At 67.4% G+C, this 15,718-nt stretch carries 11 protein-coding genes; 4 read left to right on the top strand and 7 right to left on the bottom strand.

Annotated elements, in window-relative coordinates; all coding sequences use genetic code 11:
- Positions 1-109: 109 nt before the first annotated feature.
- Positions 110-7,069, bottom strand: a complete 6,960-nt coding sequence (locus tag AC1DCJ_RS00240) for a putative Ig domain-containing protein (protein ID WP_478069808.1) — start codon at positions 7,067-7,069, stop codon at positions 110-112.
- Positions 7,070-7,252: 183 nt separating this feature from the next.
- Between AC1DCJ_RS00240 and AC1DCJ_RS00245 the strand changes: the two genes are divergently transcribed.
- From AC1DCJ_RS00245 to AC1DCJ_RS00260, 4 genes are read left to right on the top strand one after another with little or no spacing between them, the layout of a single operon-like run.
- Positions 7,253-7,741 (top strand): phage tail protein, encoded by a 489-nt coding sequence (locus AC1DCJ_RS00245; protein ID WP_478069809.1) that lies wholly within the window; start codon positions 7,253-7,255, stop codon positions 7,739-7,741.
- Between the two features lie 13 nt (positions 7,742-7,754).
- Positions 7,755-8,285 carry a phage tail protein gene (locus AC1DCJ_RS00250; RefSeq protein ID WP_137189311.1) on the top strand — a complete coding sequence of 177 codons (531 nt, stop codon included), beginning with the start codon at positions 7,755-7,757 and terminating at the stop codon, positions 8,283-8,285.
- A 51-nt stretch (positions 8,286-8,336) separates the two neighbouring features.
- Positions 8,337-8,870, top strand: a complete 534-nt coding sequence (locus tag AC1DCJ_RS00255; protein WP_137189310.1) for a phage tail protein — start codon at positions 8,337-8,339, stop codon at positions 8,868-8,870.
- Entirely contained in the window at positions 8,867-9,412 is a 546-nt protein-coding gene (locus AC1DCJ_RS00260) for a GNAT family N-acetyltransferase (RefSeq protein ID WP_314402564.1), read from the top strand. Before AC1DCJ_RS00255 ends, AC1DCJ_RS00260 begins: the two co-directional genes overlap by 4 nt.
- Here the strand turns inward: AC1DCJ_RS00260 and AC1DCJ_RS00265 are convergent.
- The 6 genes from AC1DCJ_RS00265 to AC1DCJ_RS00290 all read right to left on the bottom strand — a co-directional run bounded on the left by AC1DCJ_RS00265 (position 9,405) and on the right by AC1DCJ_RS00290 (position 15,714).
- On the bottom strand, positions 9,405-9,704 hold the full coding sequence (locus tag AC1DCJ_RS00265) for a DUF6916 family protein (RefSeq protein WP_038688735.1): 300 nt from the start codon (positions 9,702-9,704) through the stop codon (positions 9,405-9,407). The two genes, AC1DCJ_RS00260 and AC1DCJ_RS00265, sit on opposite strands and share 8 nt — an antisense overlap.
- Positions 9,705-9,817: 113 nt before the next feature.
- A complete protein-coding gene (locus AC1DCJ_RS00270; protein WP_478069810.1) occupies positions 9,818-12,025 on the bottom strand; it encodes a hypothetical protein in 2,208 nt (735 codons plus the stop codon).
- Positions 12,022-13,233 (bottom strand): hypothetical protein, encoded by a 1,212-nt coding sequence (locus AC1DCJ_RS00275; RefSeq protein ID WP_478069811.1) that lies wholly within the window; start codon positions 13,231-13,233, stop codon positions 12,022-12,024. The genes AC1DCJ_RS00270 and AC1DCJ_RS00275 overlap by 4 nt, the downstream gene beginning before the upstream one ends.
- 92 nt (positions 13,234-13,325) lie before the next feature.
- Entirely contained in the window at positions 13,326-13,853 is a 528-nt protein-coding gene (locus AC1DCJ_RS00280; RefSeq protein ID WP_313243988.1) for a DUF3592 domain-containing protein, read from the bottom strand.
- Between the two features lie 140 nt (positions 13,854-13,993).
- The gene (locus AC1DCJ_RS00285; protein ID WP_478069812.1) at positions 13,994-14,806 is read right to left on the bottom strand and encodes an APH(3')-II family aminoglycoside O-phosphotransferase; all 813 of its coding nucleotides are present in this window, start codon (positions 14,804-14,806) and stop codon (positions 13,994-13,996) included.
- 59 nt (positions 14,807-14,865) lie between these two features.
- A complete protein-coding gene (locus tag AC1DCJ_RS00290; protein WP_478069813.1) occupies positions 14,866-15,714 on the bottom strand; it encodes an NAD(P)H-dependent oxidoreductase in 849 nt (282 codons plus the stop codon).
- Between the last annotated feature and the right edge of the window lie 4 nt (positions 15,715-15,718).

A 15,718-nucleotide genomic window follows, 5' to 3' on the forward strand; every position in this document is an offset into this window, starting at 1 on the left:
TGTTGCATGAACACGCCATCACTATGTCAGAAACATAGGGAACACACAGCGCAACCGATCACGAACCACACCGCTGCGCGCTGCCGTCAGGACGGCAGCGCGCGTTGGGTTACGGCATGAACTTCTTCTCTGCGCCAATCAGGATCGACTGCACGTCACCCGCCTGGCTGTCGAACAGGAACTGGTACTCGAACCGGAACAACCAGCCGGAGGTGGACTGGAACGGCGCCCCGATGCCGAGCAGCGTGCGGCTGCGCGACTGGTCGCGCAGCGACGCCGAATAGGCCGGGCCGGACAACAGGTCGCTGTAGCGCAGGGTGGCGGCATTGCTGCCCTGGAAGTCACGCTGGAACTCGATGCGTGCGCCAGGCAGCCAGGTACCGCTGTCGGTGCGTACCAGGTATTCGCTGCGCAGGCCGAGGTTGCCGGTGCTGGTGCGCAGCTTCTGCTCGTCATAGGTCAGCGTGTCGCCCACCCGGCCCTGCTCGGTGTAGCCGTCCAGCGTGGCGTCGGCCACGTCCAGTCGTGCATATGGCGACAGCAGCAGGGTCTCGCTGCGATGCTCGTAGCCCAGTGCCAGCGAGGCAAACAGCTGGCGGCCATCGCGGCTGCCGTTCACGGTGTTGCCATTGCCGGTGACGAAGCGCCGCGCGTCCAGCGACAACCACTGGTACCCCACCAGGCCATCGAGGTAGGTGTTGCGGCTCGGCCGCCAGCTGGCATACGTCGCCACGCTGTAGCTGTCCACGCTGCTGTGGCTGCCCTTGTTGCCGACATCGGAACTGTCGTGGCCGTAACCCACGCCCGCGCCGAGCGCCACGCCGTCACTGATCCGCGTGTCGGCGCCCATGCTCAGGCCGGACGTGGTGAAGTCCGCCGAGCTGCGGCCGTTGCGGTTGTTGCCATTGCCGAAGCTGAGCGCGCCGCCGGTCCACACCGCAATGCCGCCCGGCAGGCCACCGGTGCCGCGGGTCGCATCGCCTGCCGTGGCATCGGCAGGATCTGCCGCAGGCTCGATCAGGTTCATGCGCAGGGAATCGGCCAGGCTCTGGTCCACGGCCGAGAGGTTACCGCGCTGCCCTGCCCGTCCCGACGAAGCCGACGACAGGCTGATGCCGTTGCTGAAACCGTCGCCACCGCCGCGATGCAGGCTCTCCAGACGACGCTGGAAGTTGTTGATCTGGCCGGTGGCCATACGACGGGTTGCATCGGCCTGCGCATCCAGGATGCCCATCACTTCAACGTCCTTGGTCGGGTCGGGGCGAGCGGTGATGGTCACCGCCAGCGTGGCCGGTGCGGAGGTCGCATAGGCGTTGCTCAGCGTGTACACCAGCTGCGCCACGCCCGCATAACCACCCGCCGCGGCAAACTCCAGCCGGTAGCCGGCGTCGCTTGCCTTCACCGTGGCCGTACCCGCGTTGGCCGGCATCACCGACACCACGTTGGCCGCAGTGAACGGGCCACCGCGCGCGCCTTCGGTGAGCTCCACGCTGATGGTGGTGCCCGCCAGGCCACTGGCCGTGAGCGCGGCAGCGATCGGCTGCGGGTTGATGGTGACCGTCACCTGCGCCGGGGCCGACACACCGCTGCTGTTGGCCAGCGTGTAGGTGAACCCAACCGTGCCACTGGCCTCCAACGGCGCCGTGTAGCTGATCTGCAGGCCGGCGACGCTGGCACTACCGGTAGCCGGTGCAGCCGCAATGGCGGCGGTGTCGAACGGCCCGCCGCTGGCACCGGTGGTGGCATCGAAGGTGATGGTCTGGCCGGCCAGCACCGTCACCGTCTGCGCTGCCGCCACGGCCTGCGCCTGACTGACGGTCAGGGTGATGCTGCGGGTGCCGGCGTAGTTCTGCCCATCACTCGCGCTGACCACGAAGGTGCTGGTGCCGATGCTGGTGGGCGTACCGCTGAGCACACCGTCGGCCGCCAACGCCAACCCGGCCGGCAGGCTGCCGCTGGCCACACTCCAGGTGTAGCTGCCATTGCCACGGGTGGCGCTGAAGGCATGCCGGTAGGCCTGGCCTACCTGCGGCGCGGCCAGCACCGCCGGATCGACCACGATCTGCGCCGGATCCACGGTCAACGTGTAGGCCTGGTCCACCGATTGCCCGTTGGCATCGGTGGCGCGCACCGTCAGCGTGCTGCTGCCGGCAATGACCGGCGTACCGGACATCACGCCGCTGGCCGCATCCAGCTGCAACCCGGCGGGCAAGCTGCCGCCCTGCAGCGTGTAGGTGTAAGGCGCCACCGCACCGCTGGCGGTAAGCGTCTGCGTGTAGGCCACGCCCACCACCGCGTTGGGCAGGCTGCCCGGGGTCACCACCAGGTTGGGCGCGGCCACCTCCAGCGTGTAGTTCTGCATCCGCTGGAACGGTGCGCCGGCACCGGTGGAGGAATCGGTCACGGTCACTGCAATCGGGAAGTTGCCACTCTGCGTGGCCGTGCCGGACAACACGCCGGTCGCTGCATTGAGGCTGATACCGGCAGGCAACGCACCGGTGGCGGTGTAGGTGTACGGCGCGGTGCCGCCACTGCCGGCAAAGGTGGTCGAATAGGCCACCGCGTAGTCGGCCTGCAGGCTGCCCGCGGCCGGTGTCAGTACCAGCGTGGGCGCGCTTGCCGAGAGCACAAAGCTCTGCTGGCTGGTGACGCCATTGCTGTCGGTGACGCGCACGGTGAGGGCGAAGCTGCCCGCATCGGTTGGCGTACCACTGAACGCACCGCCGCCGCTGAACACGATGCCGGCAGGCAGCGCACCGGAGACCAGGGCGAAGCTGTACGGCGCGGTGCCGCCCGTAGCGGAGAGCGTGGTGCTGTACGCGCTACCTACGGTGGCGGCAGGCACGCTGGTCTGGTCGATGGACGGACCGGCCGAGGTGCTCAGCGTGTAGCTCTGCGAGCCGGAGTGCGGCCCTGCGCCGCCCGAACTGTCGGTGGCCAGCACGGTGAACGTACTGGTGCCCGGTGCGCTCGGCGTTCCGGACAGCACGCCGCCGGTGGTCAGCGACAGGCCTGGCGGCAGCGTACCGATGGCCGAGAAGCTGTACGGCGCCACGCCGCCACTCGCACTGAAGGTGGCGCTGTAGGCCAGGCCCTGCGCCGGCGATGGCAGCGTTGCCGGGGTCACGACGATGGTGGGCGCAGCAACCTGCACGGCATACGCCCGTGCGCCGGTCTGGCCGTTGGCATCGGTGGCCGTCACGGTGGTGTTGAACGTGCCACTGGCCGTCGGCGCGCCCGACAGCACGCCAGCGCCGGACAGACTCATGCCGGGCGGCAGTGCGCCGGCACTGACCACGAACGTATACGGGGCGATGCCGCCAGTGGCGGACAAGGTCTGCGAGTACGGAATGGCCACGGTGCCGCCGGGGACAGTCGTCGGCGCAACAGCGATGGTGGGCAACGCGACGACCACGTTGTAGTTCTGACTGATGCTGAAGGGTGCGCCTGCGCCACCGCTGGAATCGGTCGCGGTCACCGTGATCGCAAACGAACCAGGTTGGGTGGGCGTGCCCGACAACGTCCCGGTGGCCGCCGCCAGCGACATCCCGGTGGGCAACGTACCGGCCGTTACGGCATACGTGTAAGGCGCGACGCCACCGCCTGCGCTGAACGCCTGGCTGTAGGCCGCTGCGTAGGTGGCGTTGAGCGTACCGGCCGCCGGCGACAGGGTCAGGGTGGGCGCGCCGATGGTGATGGTGTAGCTGCGTTGCCCGTTCTGCGCAGCCGCATCGGTCACCTGCACCACGGCGGTGAACGAACCGGCCGTGTTGGGTGTACCGGAAATCACGCCACCGCTGCTCAGGGTGAGGCCCGTGGGCAGCGCGCCCGACACGATAGTGAAGCTGTACGGTGCACCCGCGCCCTGGGTTACCGACAAGGCCGCCGTGTACGCCGCACCGATCGCCCCGTTGGGCAGGGTCGCCGGGTTGAGCACCGGAATGCCGGGCTGCACCGTGCCGCTGTAAGACCGGGTGCCGTTGAAGGGGCCGACGCCGGTGCTGCTGTCACTGGCCTGCACAGTGAACGCATACGGGCCTGCATTGGTCGGCGTGCCGGACAACGTGCCGCCACTGTTGAGGGTCATGCCGGCGGGCAAGACACCTCCGACGATGCTGAAGGTGTACGGCGCCGTGCCGCCACTGGCACTCAGCGGCGCGCTGTAGGCCGCGCCCTGGGTGGGATCGGGGAGCGTTGTTGGCGTGAGGTCGATGGTGGGCGCACTGATCGTCATGGTGTAGGGACGCGCGCCCGTCATGCTCCCGGCATCGGTGGCCGTGACGGTCCAGTTGAACGAGCCGCCCGCCGTGGGCGTGCCGCTGAGAACGCCCGCGGACGACAACGTCACACCGGCCGGCAGTGCACCGGCGGTGACCGCGAAGGTATACGGCGCTATGCCGCCGCTGGCGCTCACTGCCTGCGAGTACGCACTGCCCACGCCCCCCACCGGCAGGCTCGCCGGCGCAATGACGATGGTAGGCGACGCAACGCTGAGCGTGTAATTGGCCGAGACACTGAACGGCGCACCCGTGCCGGTGCTGCTGTCGGTCGCAGTGACAGTCAGCGGGAAACTGCCGGTCTGCACCGGCGTGCCGGACAACGTGCCGGTACTGCTGTTGAAGCTGAGTCCGGAAGGCACTGTGCCACTGAGGGAATACGTGTAGGGCGCATTGCCCCCCAGGGCGGTAAAGCTCTGGCTGTACGCCATTCCGTATGCAGCCAACAGGGTGCCGCTTGCCGGCGACAGCGCAAGCGTGGGCGCAGCGATGTTGGAGGAGTAGGCACGCTGGCCAGTCTGCAGGTTGGCATCGCTGGCCTGGAAGGTCACGCTGAACGTGCCGGCCGCCGTTGGCGTGCCCGACAGCACCCCGGACGCCGACAGTGACACGCCGGCCGGAAGACTGCCCGCAACGACCTGGAAGGTGTACGGCGCCACGCCACCGCTGGCGGTCAGGGTCTGCGAATACGGCGCGCCCGCAGCACCGAACGGCAGGGTCAGCGGTGCAATGGCGATGGTGGGCGGGGACACCGTAAGGGTGTAGTTGCGGCTGGCCGCGTACGGCGCGCCTGCGCCCGTGGTCGCATCTGTCACGCTGACCGTGATGGGGAACGTACCCGTCTGGGTGGGCGTGCCCGACAGCACGCCGGTAGCGGCAGTGAAGGCAAGGCCACTGGGCAACGCACCACTCAGCGAATAGGCATAGGGCCCTGTGCCGCCACTGGCGCTGAAGCTCTGGCTGAAGACGGACCCGTAAGGGCTGTTCAGCGTCGCGCCCGACGGCGTGATGGCAAGAACGGGCGGGGCGATGGTGATCGTGTACACCCGCTGCCCGGTGAAGGCCCCGGCATCGGTTACCTGCACAGTCACCGGGAACGATCCTACGGCAGTGGGCGTACCGGAAATCTGCCCGGTGCTGGTATTCAAGGCCAGGCCGCCCGGCAAGGCGCCGCCGGCAATCGCAAATGTGTACGGCGCCCCTGCTCCGCCCGTGACCGTGAGCGATTGGGCGTAGACGGCCCCGGCGGTGCCATCGGGCAGCGTTGCCGGCCCGATCGCCGGGGTGTCCTGCTGCACCGTGCCGCTATAGCCACGCGCACCGGTGTAGGGGCCGCTGCCGGAACTGCTGTCCGTGGCCGTGACGGTGAACGCGTAGGCCCCGGCGGTGGTGGGCGTGCCGGACAGTACCCCGGTCGGGGAGAGTGTGACGCCAGCGGGCACTGCGCCACTGGTCACAGCATAGCTATACGGCGCAGTACCACCGGCAGCGATAATGGTCTGACTGTAGGCCGCGTTGCGGGTGAGCGTGGGCAAGGTGGTGGGCGCAATCGAAATTGTCGGTGCGGACACGACCAGCGTGTACCCGCTCGCCCCCGTGTTGCCGGCAGTGTCGGCAGCGCGCAGGGTGAAGTTGAAGGTACCGCCTGCCGTCGGCGTGCCGCTCAGGGTGCCGTTCGTGGCCAGCGTGATACCTGCGGGCAGTGCGCCGGTGACCACCGTATAGCTGTAGGGCCCGCCGTTACCGCCGGTGGCGGTCAGCGTGGTGTTGTAGGCAGTGGCCACGCCAGCGTTTGGCAAGGTCGTGGGCGCGATGATAATCGGGGGAGCCGCCGAGACCACCATCGTGAAGGCCGTTGCGTCGCGGTAAGGGCCGGTGCCGGTGCTGCTGTCAAAGGCGCTGATGGAGGACGCGTAGCTGCCCACTGCGGTGGGGGTGCCCGACAGAACGCCGGTTGGACTCAAGATGATGCCCGGCGGCAAGTTGCCGGTGTCCCGGGCGAAGCTGGTGTACGGCGCCGTACCGCCCTGCCCGACCAGTTGATGGCTGTAAGGCACGTTCACGGTCATCGTCGGCGGGGGCAGCAAGGTGATGGTCGGCGTGTCCACCACGAACGTGTAGGCCTTGCTGGTGGTCAGGCTGGCAGCATCGGTGACATTCACCGTTGCCGAATAGGTGCCGCCGCCACTGGCGGAGCCCGAGAAGGTGCCATTGCTGAAGGTGATGCCCGGCGGCAGCGTTGCCGCACCCAGGGTGTAGGTGTAGGGAGCAGTACCGCCGCTGCTGCCCATGAGCAGCGTGTAGCTTCCACCAATGATCGGCTTGGGCGCGCTGGCCGGCGTCACGGTGATGGGGGATGATGCGGCGCCGATGTTCACGGTGACATTGACGCTGTCGCCGTTGTCATCCTTGAAGGTGAACGTGTCCACCGACACGCCGCTGCCGTTATTGGTGTAGGTGACCCGGTTGGTCAGCGGGTTGACGCTTACCTGGCCTTGGGCGGTGCTGTAGTTGTTGGGATTGCCACCCGGGCCGCTGCCACCGATGCCGCCGAAGGAGTCGCAGTGGCTGGCATCGATGACGATGGTGCCGCCGGAGGCCATGGGCGAGGTGGACGGCGTGGTACGCGCATCGGGGACCACCATATCCGGGCAATTGGCCGCCTGCACGCTGGCCGACCACAGCAACGCCATCCACAGTGGCGTCAATATAATGACGCGACGCAGTTTGAATGCCGACAGCTGATTCACCACGGCCAGCGCTGCGCGCTGGACCCACGTTCCCTGTGCCATGAGTTTATCCCCTGAAACCAGGGCCGCACTTCCCCACGAAAACGCCCCCCGGCGGGCGTAGTAGGTGGGTAGCGGGAGCACTTGTCAAGTATGTGCTGTTTGATGAACAGTACAGCCACGCTTGGGGTCAGGAGCGGGAGCGGTAATCAGGGAAAGGGGATAGCCACCGTGTCGGATGCATTTATGGGGCAGATAATCATCAGCTCATTCGGTTTTGCGCGGAAAGACACCGCCTTATGCAACGGAGGCGAGCTGCCGATCGCGCAGAACCAGGCGCTGTTTTCGCTGCTGGGAACCTACTATGGCGGCAACGGTGTTACCACCTTCAAACTGCCGGACATGCGCGGGCGCGCAGCGGTGGGGCAATCGCAGAATCTGCCGATCGGCAGCGCGGGAGGTGCGGAACAGGTCACGCTGCTCTCGACCCAGATTCCGCAGCACACCCACATCGCCATCGCCACCAGCGACGACGGCACTGCCCGTACGCCGGTGAACAACCTTTACGCAAAAGCGGGCCGCAACCTGTACGGACCGTCCAACGCACAGACGGTGGCACTGCATCCGTCGACACTTTCCAGCAGCGGGCAGACCCTGCCCCACGACAATATGCAGCCCTACAGCGTGCTTAACTTCTGCATTCTGCTGCGGGGCATCTACCCTTCGCGCAACTGATCGGAGATCTGCAATGAGCGAAACATTTATTGGTGAGATCCGGTTGTTGCCTTACAACTTCGCCCCGGCTGGCTGGCTGGACTGCGATGGCACACTGGTACCGATTAGCGAATACGACACGCTGTTCACCCTGATCGGCACCACCTACGGCGGTGACGGCGTAAACACCTTCGCATTGCCCAACCTGAGCGGACGCGTTCCGGTCCACCAAGGCACGATGCCTGGCGGCAGCACGCGGGTTCTGGGCCAATTGGGCGGCAGCGACACCGTCACCTTGACCCTGCCGCAACTGCCCGCGCACAGCCATGCCATGCTGGCCACCACTGCAGCGGCCAACTCGCCGAATCCAACGGCGGCCTCCGTGCTGGGCGCGGTCAGTGGCGACACCATGTACACCGCCGACATCACCGGGATTGAAAGCCGATCCCTGGCGGCAAGCATGCTCAGCCCTGCAGGCGGTGCGCAGCCGCATGACAACACCATGCCGAGCCTGACAGTGCGGTACTGCATCAGCATGTACGGCATCTACCCGAGCCAGAGTTGAACACTCGCCCTATCCACCATGGACCACAGCACTGCCACAGGGATTTGACCCATGACTGACCCGTTTCTAGGCGAAATCCAGATGTTCGGCTTCCAGTTCGCGCCCTACCGCTGGGCAATGTGCACCGGACAGATTCTTCCCATCCAGCAGAACACCGCGCTGTTCTCCCTGTTGGGCACGAACTTTGGCGGCGATGGCCGCGCCACGTTCGGCCTGCCCAACCTGCAAGGCAACGCGGCCGCCAGCCAGGGACAGAATGCGGGCGGCGTTCTGCGCACGCTGGGCGAGCCTTTTGGCACTGCCCAGGTGACGCTGTTGCCCACGGAAATGCCACCGCACACTCACGCCATGAACGTGTACGCGCAACGCGATCCAGCCAAGCTGCACGGCACACCCGCGCAGGGCGATGCAGTGACCATTCCAACCACCACCTCGCCCTTTGCCGACACCACGCCGTCCAATGCCAGTTTTGCACCGACCATGGTGGTGCCCACTGGCGGCAGCCAACCGCATGAAAACCGGCAGCCCTACCTGACGGTGAACTTCTGCATTGCGTTGAGCGGGGTGTTCCCGCAACGCCCTTGAACCTGGCACTGCCCGGGTTTCCCCTGTCGCCGCCACCGGTCGTGGCGGCGACCTCCCCGTTGCATGCCTGTGGGGTAACCCTGCGTTGCGCCGAGGCAGCTGATCTGACCTTCCTGCGCGCGCTTTATCATCAATCACGCCACGCCGAACTGGCCGCAGTGCCGTGGCCACCGCCGTCCCGGCAGGCCTTCCTTGACAGCCAGTTCGAACTTCAGCATTGCCACTATGTGAGTCACTACCGGCAGCCCGAATTCCTGATCGTGACCCGCAACGATGCCGCGCTGGGGCGCCTGTACCTACATACCGAAAATGATGCGCTGTGCATCGTGGATATCCTGCTGCTGGACACCGTGCGTGGCCAGGGCGTGGGAACCGCCCTGCTCGGCCACGTGCAGCAACTGGCGCACCTGCGTGGCTGCCACCGCATCCAGCTCAGCGTGCTGCGCGACAACACCGCCGCGCAGCGCCTGTATCACCGTCTGGGATTCATCCAGAGCAGTGCGGATGACAGCCGCATCGGCATGTGCCTGCCCCTCAGTTGAACAGCGCCTGGTAGATGAACCCGGTGCGGTCGCGCGCGATCGGCACCAGGAAGATGCCGAACTCACCCAGCGCCTCATGCTGCATCGGGTAGGTCTTTTGCGGGAACACGATCGCCGCTTCGTGGCGGAACAGCAGCGAGAACGGTGCGCGTACCTGCCCCGGCAGTGACTCACCCGGCTGCAACGGGCGCGCCTCGACCAGCACGAACGCGGTGTTTCCCACATCGCCCAGCGCAACCTCGAACGTCTGGTTCACCAGTCCTGCAAAATTGTCCAGGGCAAAAAACTGCATGCGCTTCCCATCCTTGCAACGCCGGGGTCAGGGAGCGAGTCTTGCACAAAGCCGTCGCGGGCGGAACAGCATGCGCGCACGCGCTGCGGCACGCACGCACCCGCCCCGCGCAGTCACGCGGACGGTTCTGCCAACACCATCGCCTGCAGTTCGCGCTGCTGCAGCGCACGCGCCTCCTCCAGCTGGAACTGGGTGGCAAACACCGGCACCGCGAACACGAAACGTGCACCACTGTCGTCTCGCCGGATCACATACGCCAGCTGCAACCGCGCCAGCGCGCGCCGCAGCGTTTCAGCCTCCACCGCCACGCCGGCCGCATCGAAGTCGGCCAGTACGTCCTCCAGGCGAACTCCGCGCTCTGCGCCCGGCCCCAACTGCGCGCATGCCAGGCGGTACACCACGATGCGGTCGATCCGGTTTGCCAATGGATCGGGCGTCAACCGTGCCCAGCCCGCCAGCGCATCGAAAACCGCTTCCGACCCAAGAGCCGCATGCAGCTGACGGGCATCGATCACCCGCTCGCCACGCCCCAACTGCGACAGCAGCTGCTGGCAGACGATCGCCACCAGGTTGGCACGCCGTCCACAGGCGGCCACCAGCGTGCGCGGCAGGTCCAATGCGGCGAAGTGCACGCCCAGACGTGCCATCGGCTCGGTGGCCAGCGCATGACAGGCCTCGTCTTCCAGGCCACCCACATGGATGACCTCGCCGAAGTTGCGCAGCGGCGAGGCGAAATCCAGTGTCACCGCCTCATAGAGATCCCAGAAACCGGCCAGCATGAAGTGGCAGCGCCCCTCTTCACTGATGGCGCGCAACGCGGACAACTGCGGGTAGCCATGCTGGGCCTCGTCACGCAGGAACAGGTCGGTTTCATCGATCAACAGCAGCACCCGCCGCCCCTCGGCACGGGCCGACATCGCCGCGACCAGCGCGTCGATGCCGGTGTCTTCGGGCAGGCCAAGCTCCACGGCCAGCCGCACGGCGAGGCGATGGTCACGCAGGGACAGATACCGGCAGTGCACGTGCGGATGCCCAACGAAGCGGCGCTCGATCGCCTTCATCAGGCTGGTCTTGCCCAGCTGCCGCCCGCCCACCAGCAGGTAGTTGCCCGGCTCCCGGTTGAGCACGCGCGCCAGCAGCGATTCACGCCCGAAGAACGCCGCCGGCCGGGTGATGCCGCCATGGGTCTGGTAGGGCGATATGCGGGTCACTTTCAGCTGACGCGCCAGCAGCGCGAGCAGAAGCGCCACGGCGCCCGGCTGCAGCAGCCACCGCGTCTGCGCCGCCTGGTCCAGGCAGGCGCACAGATTGGCCGGGTCGTCGGCATAGGCCACCAGGGCTGGCTCGGCCTGCACCGACGGGCTGACCAGCAGCACCACGTCCTGGCCGTTAGGCATGCCGCGCAGCTGCTGCACGATAGCCTGGCCGGTCATCTCCGGATCGGGCAGGTACACCCAGAGGCGCTCCAGCGCCACCGGCAGGGTGTCGGGCAGGCGCCACTCCCGCACGCAGCCGGGCAGCGTCCAGCCCTGGGCCGGTGTGTCCTCCGCGCCGATGCGTGCGGCCAGCAGCGCGGCCTGGGCGTCGGCGGGCGCCTGTACGTGGCGCAAGGTTTCGCGCCAGCGCACACCGGCCACGCCCACGTCGGCCAGTACGCGTGCACGCAGTCGCAGCCAGCCCAACTGGCGGTCGAGTGCGGGCAAGCCCTGCAGCGGCTGTAGCAGCAGTTCTCGCGGCGCGTGCAGGATGCTGGCAACGGCGGGCCGCGCGCGGAACCAGATCAGGCCCAGCACCATCAGCAACAGTGTGGTGACACCCAGCAGCAGGCCCAGCCATTCGATGATGGTCCACGGCGCGCTGGACTGGCAGTCCGGCGCCAGCCACCGCGAGGGCGGCGCCGGCGTACCCGGCTGGCAGCGCCAGTGTCCACTGGCGGGGTCCAGGGTGTACTCCAGCACGGTACCGGCCAGGCCGGCGCTGGCGGGGAATTTACCCGTGAAGCGCAGCCGCAGCACGAACGGTGCAGGCACCTCGGCCACTACGACCGCTTCGGCCGGGTCATGCACACCCGGCACGGCGACGGCGGTGGGCCATTCGCCTTCGCGCTCCCAATGGCCCTGCGCCTCCTCACGCAGGAACATCGTATCGATGCGGGCACGCTGCATCAGCATCATGCTCTCGCCGTCGTGCGTGATCTTCCACGCCACCCAGGGATTGAGCATCGGTGCGACGAACAGGCTGGCCACGAACCACGTGACTGCCGCGATCAGCAGCAGCCGCCAGGTACGCCAGCGCAGCAGCACGTTTGCCGCCGCACTCATGCGGGCAGCTCGGCAAGGCTGTCGATGACATGGCGCGCGCACCGCCGCACGGCGTCGCATCGCCATTCCAGCCACGCGCCATCGGCATGCACGCGGACCGCCAGCAGGTTGTCCCAGTACAACTGGCGCAGCAGCGGGTCCACCAGGTACGGCCGTGCGGGCGCCAGCCGCGCCCGGTCCAGCCAACTGCCGATCGCGGCGCGTGCCTGGGCGTCACGCAACAGCGGCAACAGCGCTTCCCACAGCCGCGGATGCGTGGACAGGGTGGTGATCACGGCCTCGTCGTCCAGCACCGCCTCTGGCGAGGACGTGGTCAACAAGGTGACGGCAGCCTGGGCCAGCAGCGGATGGCCGCCGGACAGGTGCAGCGCGCGCGACAGCAGGTAGTCGGGCACGTCCGGCGCAGTGCGCTGCAGGTCATCCACCACCAGCTCCGGCCACTGCTGGCTGGCGGCGATGTTGAGCAGTGACAGGTCGCCGCCCTGGTACTTCAGGTCCGCCAGCGCGGCACCGCCGCAGATCAGCAGGTGCAACTTGCCGCTGTACATCTCGCTCAGGCTGCGCAGGATGCCGGCCAGCACATCGCGCGGACCGGCGGCCCCCTGCTCGAAGCGGCTGACCAGGCAGAACAGACTGCCGGGCTGCTGCAGTCGGCGTGCCAGCGCTGCTTCAAAGCCAGCATCGGATGACACCCCTTCCAGCCCGCATTGTTCGGCCAGCCGTGCAAAGTAATCCGCGTCGCCCTCGCCTGCCCGGAACGGCGGCTGCAGGTGCAGCACCCGGTCGTGACCATAGCGTGCGGTTGCCTCGGCCAGGATCGCCTCGCGTTCGGGCGGCTGCCCCCAGTGCGCCTGGGTCAGCAACAGGCAGACCGGATACGGGCGCAATTGCTGCAGACGGTCCAGCAGGTGCAGCACCGTGGGCGGGGTCGCGCTGCGCAGGGGCAGTGCGACGGCAGGCTCCACCGGGAACTCGGGCTCGAAACCGGCCGAACACAACAGGGCGTTGCTTTCCGCTTCGGTCAGGCGCAGGTAGTTGCAGCACCCCAATACCCGGTCGCGATGGCGGCGGCTGGGCAGCGACGCACCCGAGCGCCAGTTGTTGACTGCTTCGCGGCTGATGCCGATCTCGGCCGCCACGCCACCGGCGCTGGCGCGGATACGACGCATGTGGCGCGACAGCAGCTCGGCGAACGCGGGGACAGCCATCGGAAGCGACCAGAACGGTGGGGAAGCGGCCACCCTACCGTGGCCGCCTGCACTGTCAACCACCTGCCTACCCTGCCCGTGCATGGCCGGCGTCAAGCTGCGGGCACGGCGGCAGGCGCACGCGGCACGAACAGTTTTCGGGTCAGCAGCAGGTACACCACGAAGGCCAGCACACCCAGCAGGAGTATCCCGACCGACAGCCGTCCCAGCACGGCACCGAGCCGTTGCTGGCTCTGCAGCCGCTCCAGACGATCGAAACGTGCCGGCTGCGCGCGCGAGTAGGCGACGCGCACCAGCGCGCCTTCTTCAAGATACGGCGCGGCGCTGTCTTCGCTGGTGGCGAACGTGCCGGTGTGCGCGACCCCATCGACGTTGAACCGATACTGGAACTGGTATTCATGGCTCACCCGGCCTTTGCGCCGGTGCTCGTCGATGCGGTCCAACTGCACCGGTGCCTGCACCGTCACCGCGTCCTTGAGGATGGCCTCGGCGTTGCGGTGGCCACTCAGTGCCGTCCACGCGAAGCCGACGGCCAGCGCGGCATAGCCGAGGGCGCACAGCCAGAGGGAAAAGCGGCGGATGCGCGCGTGCGAACGGTGCGACACAGGAATGCTGATCATCAAAGGCCCCGGTAATGTGATCGCCAGCAGCGGAACTGCGCTGGCACCGGGACAGTCTGGCCAAGGGCGGTCGGCGGTTGAACCCGCAGCGCGTCACGTTGCCCGGCAAAGCGCTTGACGATGCGTCAAGTGGCGCGGGCTCAGAAGAACTCGTCGAGCAGGCAATAGAACGCCACCGCCGCAGGATCCGGCACGGTGCCGTAGCGCGCAAAGAACGGCGCCACCCACTGCTCGCCGAGGTTGCTGGCAATGCTGCGCGCAGCAAGCGCGAGGTCCTGGTGGCGATCGGCCACGCCCAACCGCCCGCAGTCGATGAACCCGGTGAAGCGCCCCTGTGCCGCCATCAGGTTGGGCAGGCACGCGTCGCCGTGGGTCACGACCAGGTCCGCCTGCGCCGGCACGCTCGCCAGCAGCGCCGCGAAGACCTGTGATACCGGTTGCCCCGCGCGCGCGTCATCGAAATCGTCAGCATCCACCGCACCGGCCTCCATGCGTGCCCGTGCCGCCGCCAGGCGATGGGGCAGCCGATGGTCGAACGGGCAGTCATCGATCGGCAGCCTGTGCAGCATCTGCAGGGCATCCGCCACCAGGTGCACGACCTGCAGCGGGGCGAGGTCCGGCGACGATGCCAGGTCACGGCCGGGCACTGCGCCCATCAGCAACCAGCGCCCACTGGCATCGTCGTGCGTATCCAGCACCTGCGCCGCCTCCGCGCCCTGCCCTTGCAGCCACCGCAGGCGCGCCACTTCATCCTGCAGTTCACCGAACGGATCATCGGCCGGCTCGCGCTTGAGGAACACATCCGGGCCGTCCCCGCCGTGCGCCCGGAACACATCCGCGCGTGAGGCGCCGATCGCCTGGGCCTCGATGCGGCAGCCGGTGAGGCGCTGGTGCCACACGTGGGGAAGAAGGGGGGTGCCCGCTGGCTCAGGGATGATCGTGGAAGATGGCATGCGTGCATCGTGCGGCCGTCCGTATCAAATGCAAGGGGGCCGGCCGCCGCAGGTGACGCTCAGGTGGCGATATGGACCGCCAAGCCGGCCTGGCCCGCGGCAAGATCATCGCGCAGGCTCAGCTCGGGAATCTGGTAATCACCGCCGTTCTGGCGCCGATAGGCAATCACCGGATCGCTGGCCAGCCCATCCAGGCGCGCGCCCAGTTTCTCCAGTTCGTGCGGATACGAGGCCGCATCGACGCGGCTGCTGCGGTAGATCACATGCGCCGGCAGCACGTCGAACCCGGGATAGAACAGGATGCCGTGCTGGATGGGGAACAGCACGTCGTCGATCGGGCCGTTGATGCCACGCGGGCCGTAGTGCGATGCCCAGCCGCCCGTGGTGACCACCAGCATGGCGCGCTTGCCGCTCATGGCGCCTTCGCCATAGCGGTCGCCCCAGTGGCTGTCAGAGTGCTCGCCGACACCGTAGGCGAAACCGTAGGCATACACGCGATCGACCCACCCCTTCAGGATCGCCGGCATCGAAAACCACCAGAGCGGAAACTGCAGGATCACCGCGTCGGCCCAGCGCAGCTTGTCCTGCTCGGCCGCGATATCCGCGCTCTGCCTGCCGCTGGCGAACGCTTTGCGCGAATCCAGCGAGGCGTGGAACGGAAGCGCGGGATCGCGGCCGACATGGTCGTCGGCATCCACTTGGGATTTCCACTGCATGGCGTAGAGATCGGAGACCTGGACGGTGTGACCAGCCCGCTCCAGGCGGTCGACGGTGAATGTTTTCAATGCGCCGTTGAGTGAGGTGGATGCGGGATGGGCGTAAACAAGCAGAACGTTCATGGGCAGACCAGGGAGGGAATGCGGTGATGCTGCGCCGTGATTGGTTATAGTTGAAATGAATTCCTGCAATTCA

The organism is Stenotrophomonas sp. 10N36 (assembly GCF_056395005.1).

Coding starts and splice junctions, on each gene's coding strand:
- AC1DCJ_RS00240 (WP_478069808.1), bottom strand. CDS start 7,069: ATGGCACAGGGAACGTGGGTCCAGCGCGCAGCGCTGGCCGTGGTGAAT.
- AC1DCJ_RS00245 (WP_478069809.1), top strand. CDS start 7,253: ATGGGGCAGATAATCATCAGCTCATTCGGTTTTGCGCGGAAAGACACC.
- AC1DCJ_RS00250 (WP_137189311.1), top strand. CDS start 7,755: ATGAGCGAAACATTTATTGGTGAGATCCGGTTGTTGCCTTACAACTTC.
- AC1DCJ_RS00255 (WP_137189310.1), top strand. CDS start 8,337: ATGACTGACCCGTTTCTAGGCGAAATCCAGATGTTCGGCTTCCAGTTC.
- AC1DCJ_RS00265 (WP_038688735.1), bottom strand. CDS start 9,704: ATGCAGTTTTTTGCCCTGGACAATTTTGCAGGACTGGTGAACCAGACG.
- AC1DCJ_RS00270 (WP_478069810.1), bottom strand. CDS start 12,025: ATGAGTGCGGCGGCAAACGTGCTGCTGCGCTGGCGTACCTGGCGGCTG.
- AC1DCJ_RS00275 (WP_478069811.1), bottom strand. CDS start 13,233: ATGGCTGTCCCCGCGTTCGCCGAGCTGCTGTCGCGCCACATGCGTCGT.
- AC1DCJ_RS00280 (WP_313243988.1), bottom strand. CDS start 13,853: ATGATCAGCATTCCTGTGTCGCACCGTTCGCACGCGCGCATCCGCCGC.
- AC1DCJ_RS00285 (WP_478069812.1), bottom strand. CDS start 14,806: ATGCCATCTTCCACGATCATCCCTGAGCCAGCGGGCACCCCCCTTCTT.